The 5,698-nt window shown below is 43.9% G+C and carries 10 protein-coding genes; 6 read left to right on the forward strand and 4 right to left on the reverse strand.

What is annotated here, in order from left to right:
• Positions 1-164 precede the first annotated feature (164 nt).
• The 3 genes from HWQ44_RS14985 to ndhC are packed head-to-tail and all read right to left on the reverse strand — an operon-like array spanning position 165 to position 1,778.
• Positions 165-695 carry an NAD(P)H-quinone oxidoreductase subunit J gene (locus tag HWQ44_RS14985; RefSeq protein WP_292719823.1) on the reverse strand — a complete coding sequence of 177 codons (531 nt, stop codon included), beginning with the start codon at positions 693-695 and terminating at the stop codon, positions 165-167.
• Positions 688-1,425, reverse strand: a complete 738-nt coding sequence (gene ndhK, locus HWQ44_RS14990) for a photosynthetic/respiratory NAD(P)H-quinone oxidoreductase subunit K (protein ID WP_292719825.1) — start codon at positions 1,423-1,425, stop codon at positions 688-690. The genes HWQ44_RS14985 and ndhK overlap by 8 nt, the downstream gene beginning before the upstream one ends.
• Complete coding sequence (ndhC, locus tag HWQ44_RS14995) at positions 1,416-1,778, reverse strand: photosynthetic/respiratory NAD(P)H-quinone oxidoreductase subunit C (protein ID WP_104908259.1); 363 nt, start codon at positions 1,776-1,778, stop codon at positions 1,416-1,418. The genes ndhK and ndhC overlap by 10 nt, the downstream gene beginning before the upstream one ends.
• 324 nt (positions 1,779-2,102) lie before the next feature.
• On the opposite strand from ndhC, the gene HWQ44_RS15000 reads away from it, so the two are divergent.
• The 6 genes from HWQ44_RS15000 to HWQ44_RS15025 all read left to right on the forward strand — a co-directional run bounded on the left by HWQ44_RS15000 (position 2,103) and on the right by HWQ44_RS15025 (position 4,467).
• Complete coding sequence (locus HWQ44_RS15000; protein WP_292719827.1) at positions 2,103-2,438, forward strand: rubredoxin; 336 nt, start codon at positions 2,103-2,105, stop codon at positions 2,436-2,438.
• Between the two features lie 101 nt (positions 2,439-2,539).
• On the forward strand, positions 2,540-3,544 hold the full coding sequence (locus HWQ44_RS15005; protein WP_292719829.1) for a photosynthesis system II assembly factor Ycf48: 1,005 nt from the start codon (positions 2,540-2,542) through the stop codon (positions 3,542-3,544).
• 206 nt (positions 3,545-3,750) lie between these two features.
• A complete protein-coding gene (gene psbE / locus HWQ44_RS15010; RefSeq protein WP_292719831.1) occupies positions 3,751-3,999 on the forward strand; it encodes a cytochrome b559 subunit alpha in 249 nt (82 codons plus the stop codon).
• A 9-nt stretch (positions 4,000-4,008) separates the two neighbouring features.
• Positions 4,009-4,146, forward strand: a complete 138-nt coding sequence (gene psbF, locus HWQ44_RS15015; protein WP_012411801.1) for a cytochrome b559 subunit beta — start codon at positions 4,009-4,011, stop codon at positions 4,144-4,146.
• Between the two features lie 8 nt (positions 4,147-4,154).
• Positions 4,155-4,277, forward strand: a complete 123-nt coding sequence (locus tag HWQ44_RS15020; RefSeq protein WP_094332364.1) for a photosystem II reaction center protein L — start codon at positions 4,155-4,157, stop codon at positions 4,275-4,277.
• Positions 4,278-4,347: 70 nt separating this feature from the next.
• The gene (locus HWQ44_RS15025) at positions 4,348-4,467 is read left to right on the forward strand and encodes a photosystem II reaction center protein J (RefSeq protein ID WP_012411803.1); all 120 of its coding nucleotides are present in this window, start codon (positions 4,348-4,350) and stop codon (positions 4,465-4,467) included.
• Positions 4,468-4,862: 395 nt separating this feature from the next.
• Here the strand turns inward: HWQ44_RS15025 and psaI are convergent, their stop codons facing one another.
• Complete coding sequence (gene psaI, locus HWQ44_RS15030; protein ID WP_292719833.1) at positions 4,863-5,009, reverse strand: photosystem I reaction center subunit VIII; 147 nt, start codon at positions 5,007-5,009, stop codon at positions 4,863-4,865.
• Between the last annotated feature and the right edge of the window lie 689 nt (positions 5,010-5,698).

Genomic DNA, 5,698 nt, shown 5'->3' on the forward strand with positions numbered 1-5,698 from the left:
CTCTAGAATTAAGAAATGGCAAATGTTTTCGGAGAGTGACAGAAGAGGGGTATAGTCAATGAATTACAGCAAATTTTGTAACTGTTTTACATAAAACACCAAAAATATAACCCCTCTCCGCTACCGGAAAGGGGTTAATCACTACTGCTAAAATTCAGCAATCTCTAATAAGCGTCTTGCAACTCGTAGAAATCAGGCGAGATGTAATCCTTCCGCAAAGGCCAACCTACCCAATCTTCTGGCATCAAAATCCGCTTGAGATTTGGGTGTCCTTCGTAGATAATGCCGTACATATCGTAAGACTCGCGCTCTTGCCAATCTGCCGTCTTCCAAATCCAGTACACAGAAGGCACTACGGGGTTTTCCCGTGGTAAGAACACCTTAACTCGAACTTCTTCGGGGCGATCGCTATTATCACCGACTTTAATCAAGTGATACATACTCACCAATTCTTGTCCTGGGCCAAGGTCAATACCACCTTGACACTGGAGATAATTAAACCCATAAGCATAAAGGGCTGTAGCGGTGGGAAGCAAGAAATCTGCCGTCACCTTAATTATCTCTACACCATTCTTATCTGGTGCTAAAAACTCATGGTCAAAACCATTTTCCGTCAACCACTGGGAAACTTTACCCGCTTGTACCAATGCCTCTTCTTTCGCCGCTGGTACTGGTTTAGATTCTTCTTCAGCCACGGGTTTGTTCCTCCTTTTGCGCCTTTTCTGTCAGCAGTGCAGGTGGTATTGGCATACCAATCGCTTCCGCCAATTCCTTCGGTGGTGCATAGCGAGTGTCTGACTGCAAATACTTACCAGTTAAGATTTCTTCTACTGGCTTCAAATTATGAGTCGTGCTGTAGTAGCGATGGGTTTGCTTAATTTTATCCCGCTCTTGCATCGATTCATTGGAGATTTTCTTCCGCAGCTTAATGATTGCGTCGATAATTGCTTCTGGACGGGGAGGACAACCAGGCAAATACACATCTACAGGAATCAGTTTATCGACTCCGCGCACTGCTGTGGGGGAATCAACACTGAACATCCCGCCAGTAATTGTGCAAGCTCCCATTGCAATTACATACTTTGGCTCTGGCATTTGTTCATAAAGACGCACCAGTTGGGGAGCCATCTTCATCGTAATAGTCCCTGCCGTAATAATTAAATCGGCTTGGCGGGGGCTAGAACGGGGAATTAGTCCAAAACGGTCAAAGTCAAATCGGGAACCAATTAAAGCTGCAAACTCAATAAAGCAGCAAGCAGTACCAAATAACAACGGCCACAGACTAGAAAGCCGCGCCCAGTCGTAGAGATCATCAACCGTCGTCAAAATGACGTTTTCTGAGAGGTCTTGAGTGACATTGGTACGCTCAATGGGGTTGATGATTCGTTCTTTGTCCTGGGTTGTTAAGTTAGAATTCAAGACCATTCCAAAGCTCCTTTACGCCATGCGTAAACTAAAGCGACTACAAGAATTGCAATAAAGACTAGCGCTTCAATAAATGCCAATAGCCCCAAACGGTGGAAAGCTACCGCCCAAGGATACAAGAAGACAGTCTCCACATCAAAGACGACGAAGACCAGAGCAAACATGTAGTAGCGGATGTTGAACTGAATCCAGGCTCCCCCGATGGGTTCCATGCCAGATTCGTAGGTGGTGCGCCGTTCTGGGCTGTAACTACTGGGTCGTAGGAGCTTGGATGCTGAGAGCGCTAAGGCAGGCACTAGGCTACAGATGATGAAGAAGCCTAGAAGGTACTCGTAACCGCTGAGGACAAACACAATGAGTATCTACCGCTTATGGAGTATTTTAAGTAGTGAGTTTTGAGTGCTGAGTGCTGAGTGCTGAGTGCTGAGTGCTGAGTGCTGAGTAGGGAATCTCACTTCTTTACTCAGAACTTTCGGAACTCGGAACTGTTTTACCCAACGCCCAATCCCTTAACTGCGTAACTTTCTTTTACATTATATCTGTTTGGTTTTTCTGAAATCTGCGAAACAGACGTACTTCAGGTATTTAATTCGCTTTTGCTAGTGATAGAAAAGTCTAACAATTATGTCATAATTTTTAACGTATATTTAAGATTTCTTTTCTGCGAGGCCTTAGCCATGAGCGAACCAGATGTTGAGACTCCGGTGTTAGACCGCTACGAGTGTCGCGCCTGCGGTTATGTTTACGAACCTGAGAAGGGAGACGACAAGCATGATATTCCTTCAGGGACACTCTTTGCAGAACTGCCCATAAATTGGCGCTGTCCAGTTTGTACCGCTAAGAAGACCGCTTTTGCCAACATCGGCCCTGCGGGTACTGCATCCGGCTTTAAAGAAAATCTCGGTTACGGTTTGGGTGTCAATAACCTAACGCCAACCCAAAAGAATATCCTAATTTTTGGTGCTTTGGCTCTTGGCTTCTTGTTTTTTATCAGTCTCTACGGCTTACAATGACAGCCCTTAAGCAATTCAAAATTCAAAATGAAAAACCCAGGATTTAAAAGCATCCTGACTGCCAACTCCTACAGAAATTTAGAAATAACTAAGAAATACTGATGCATTCAATTGTGAAAAGTTGGCAACGAATATTTGCCTTGTTAATAGTAGTCGTGATGTGCATAGGTTGTAGCCAAGTCCCCTCTGTTAGCTACAACCCTTGGAAAGTCATTTCTGTGCCAACAGACTCGAATTTATTGGATATTGCTTTTACTAATAACCCTGAGCATGGCTACTTAGTAGGTAGCAATGCCACGCTGTTGGAAACCAATGACGGTGGTAATACCTGGAAACCAATAGCACTGCAACTGGATGAGCAAAAGTATCGCTTTGACTCAGTAAGTTTTGTAGGTAAAGAAGGCTGGATTGCTGGAGAGCCTGGATTGTTGCTGCATACTACTGATGAAGGTGGTTCTTGGTCACGTATTCCCCTGAGCGAAAAGCTACCAGGTAGCCCGATCGCAGTTAAGGCGCTAGCAGACAATACAGCTGAAATGGCTACTGATGTGGGAGCCATATATAAGACCACAGATGGCGGCAAAAACTGGAAAGCGCAGGTGGAATCAGCAGTGGGTGTGGTGCGTAACTTGGAACGTTCTGCTGATGGGAAATATATTGCTGTTTCTGCTAAGGGTAGCTTCTACTCGACTTGGGAACCAGGGCAAAATGCTTGGGTACCCCATAACCGCAATAGTTCTCGGCGAGTAGAAAACATGGGCTTTGGTGAAAATGGGCAATTGTGGTTGCTAGCTAGAGGAGGTCAAGTTCAGTTTAGTGACCCAACTAAACCTGAAGAATGGCAAGAGGCAAAATATCCAGAGTTATCCACCAGTTGGGGTTTACTAGATTTGGCATATCGTACACCCGATGAAATTTGGATAGGTGGCGGTAGCGGTAATTTGCTACGCAGTGGCGACGGTGGCAAAACCTGGGAAAAAGACCGTGACATAGAAGAAGTAGCTGCTAATTTATACAAGATTGTGTTCTTAGAGCCAGAACGGGGATTTATAATTGGCGATCGCGGCGTTTTGCTCAAATATCTACCAAATCCTGAAGCAGCTTAATGGGGATTGGGGATTGGGGACTGGGGATTGGGGACTAGGTAAGAGTTTTGCCAATGCCCAATACTCAGTAGCCAATCTCTAATACTCAATACTCAGTAGCCAATGCCCAGTACCTATTTCTGAGAAGAACGTTGCAACTTGTAACTCTTTCTTAACTTTGTAGGATAATAAACTCTATAACATTCTTTGTGAAGGCAGGAATCTAAATGTCAGGTACCACTGGAGAACGTCCGTTTTCGGACATCATTACCAGCGTTCGTTACTGGGTAATCCATAGCATCACCATCCCGGCATTGTTTATTGCTGGTTGGCTATTTGTCAGCACTGGGCTGGCTTATGATGCCTTTGGCACACCCCGCCCTAACGAGTATTTCACACCAACGCGGCAGGAAGTGCCTATTGTGAAGAACCGTTTTGAAGCTAAAAAACAAGTTGAACAATTTATTGGAAAGTAGTTTGAGATCATGACTAGCGGCAATAACATCAATCAACCAGTTACCTATCCAATTTTTACCGTTAGATGGCTGGCAGTTCATACCCTAGGTGTGCCAACTGTATTCTTTTTAGGCGCGATCGCCGCAATGCAATTTATTCACCGTTAGGAGCAATTATGGCAGAAAGATCGCCCAATCCCAATAATCAGCCGGTTGAACTAAACCGGACTTCGCTATACCTGGGACTACTACTAGTTTTCGTTCTGGGGATTCTGTTTTCCAGTTACTTCTTTAACTAATTGGAACTACTGTTGTTAATCTTTGTTTATTGAACATGTGTTGATTTGTTGTTAAGGGAGGAGAGAAGCTGTGTCTGGAAGTGGGAGAATTCCCCTGTGGGTCGTCGCTACGATCGCAGGTTTAGGTATAATTACAGTCTTGGGCATTTTCTTTTATGGTGCCTATGCCGGACTCGGTTCTTCGATTTAACATTAGTTTGAGCCGAACACTATAAGTTAGAATTTTTCAGCATTTGTTGAGAAATCAACGTTAAAAAAACCGCCTGTCTCAATGAGACAGGCGGTATTAATTTTGGTCAATAGTCTAGAAATGTATCCAACGAAATTGAGCAGCTGTCGTGTCTTTAATTTTCCAGAGTGTTCTTGTTGCAACAAGGGTTTCAAACCATAAAAAGTGCAAGTTATACGCGCAACAGCTTAACTCTTGCTTGTCGAAAAACTTGACTAATAAACGCCACTTGCTTTTCCCTTGGCGCTAGCCTCTCCCTTTGTAAGAAGGGCAGAGGCTGCGCGTAGCTTGCTTAAGAGCAGGTGTACAGTTCTGGAAACCAGAGAAACGCAGTAGCTACCTAATGACCACATCAGTTAAGTATCGCTGATATCGTCGCTTTCAATGTATAAAAACAGAAACGCGAAGACCACACCTGGCAAAACCCAACCAATTATGGGAATGAAGATAGCAGGCAAGTACGAAGTACTAGCCAAGATAGAAGGCAAAAAAGAAGCTGCCATAGTAAAGGTTCCTATCAAATCACACTACAATTCAAAATGAGCTTACTGCAAATTCTGCCAAATTTTTGAAATTCTTTCATATTTTTAACACAGCCCATATTGGGAGATGAGGAAGAGGATATGGGGAGATGGGGATATATGACTGTTCAGGTTATATGGGAAAGCTAATACGAAAATTAACCCCCCAGCCTTGCGATCGCCTGTTCCCTATGTACCCGATCATTTTCTCAACTAGGGAAGCCATAAGACTGATAAGCAGTAAGGTTTTCGCTGTTGTCTGGTTAAAGTCTTCCTTCGTGGAACTGGCTAGAATCATCTTGAATTGAGGATGCGATCGCTTTATCTGGTGTGTTTTCAAGATGGCGGAGTTTGCGGCGATCTGTCAGGTTTTCTCATGAGCGATTTTGAGAATTTTTTCTTTGCTTAGGTTTGGTGAGTGTTTTGAAACGTTTCCCGCCTGATTGTGGTTTCTGCCAACATTGCTGGATGGGATTTGGGTTCTGTAATCAAATATGTACGCAATCAGGTCAAGTAAATTCAACTACCTGGGGGATACTATGTGCAATTTGGCGGTCAGTTTCAGGCACAGGAACAAGCAACGCAGACATTAATTCTTGCAGGTACGATCATGCAGTTGTATAGAACCCATTTGATATCTTTTTTAGCTAGCTAGCAGCTAGTCTTTTGAG

Origin of the sequence: Nostoc sp. JL34 (assembly GCF_017114945.1) — a bacterium.
In the GTDB taxonomy this organism is placed as follows: domain Bacteria; phylum Cyanobacteriota; class Cyanobacteriia; order Cyanobacteriales; family Nostocaceae; genus Nostoc.

What these genes read in the sequence shown, in the direction of transcription:
- ndhK (WP_292719825.1), bottom strand. Translation starts at nt 1,425, where the DNA reads ATGGTCTTGAATTCTAACTTAACAACCCAGGACAAAGAACGAATCATC.
- HWQ44_RS15000 (WP_292719827.1), top strand. Translation starts at nt 2,103, where the DNA reads ATGAGCGAACCAGATGTTGAGACTCCGGTGTTAGACCGCTACGAGTGT.
- HWQ44_RS15005 (WP_292719829.1), top strand. Translation starts at nt 2,540, where the DNA reads ATGCATTCAATTGTGAAAAGTTGGCAACGAATATTTGCCTTGTTAATA.
- psbE (WP_292719831.1), top strand. Translation starts at nt 3,751, where the DNA reads ATGTCAGGTACCACTGGAGAACGTCCGTTTTCGGACATCATTACCAGC.
- psbF (WP_012411801.1), top strand. Translation starts at nt 4,009, where the DNA reads ATGACTAGCGGCAATAACATCAATCAACCAGTTACCTATCCAATTTTT.
- HWQ44_RS15020 (WP_094332364.1), top strand. Translation starts at nt 4,155, where the DNA reads ATGGCAGAAAGATCGCCCAATCCCAATAATCAGCCGGTTGAACTAAAC.
- psaI (WP_292719833.1), bottom strand. Translation starts at nt 5,009, where the DNA reads ATGGCAGCTTCTTTTTTGCCTTCTATCTTGGCTAGTACTTCGTACTTG.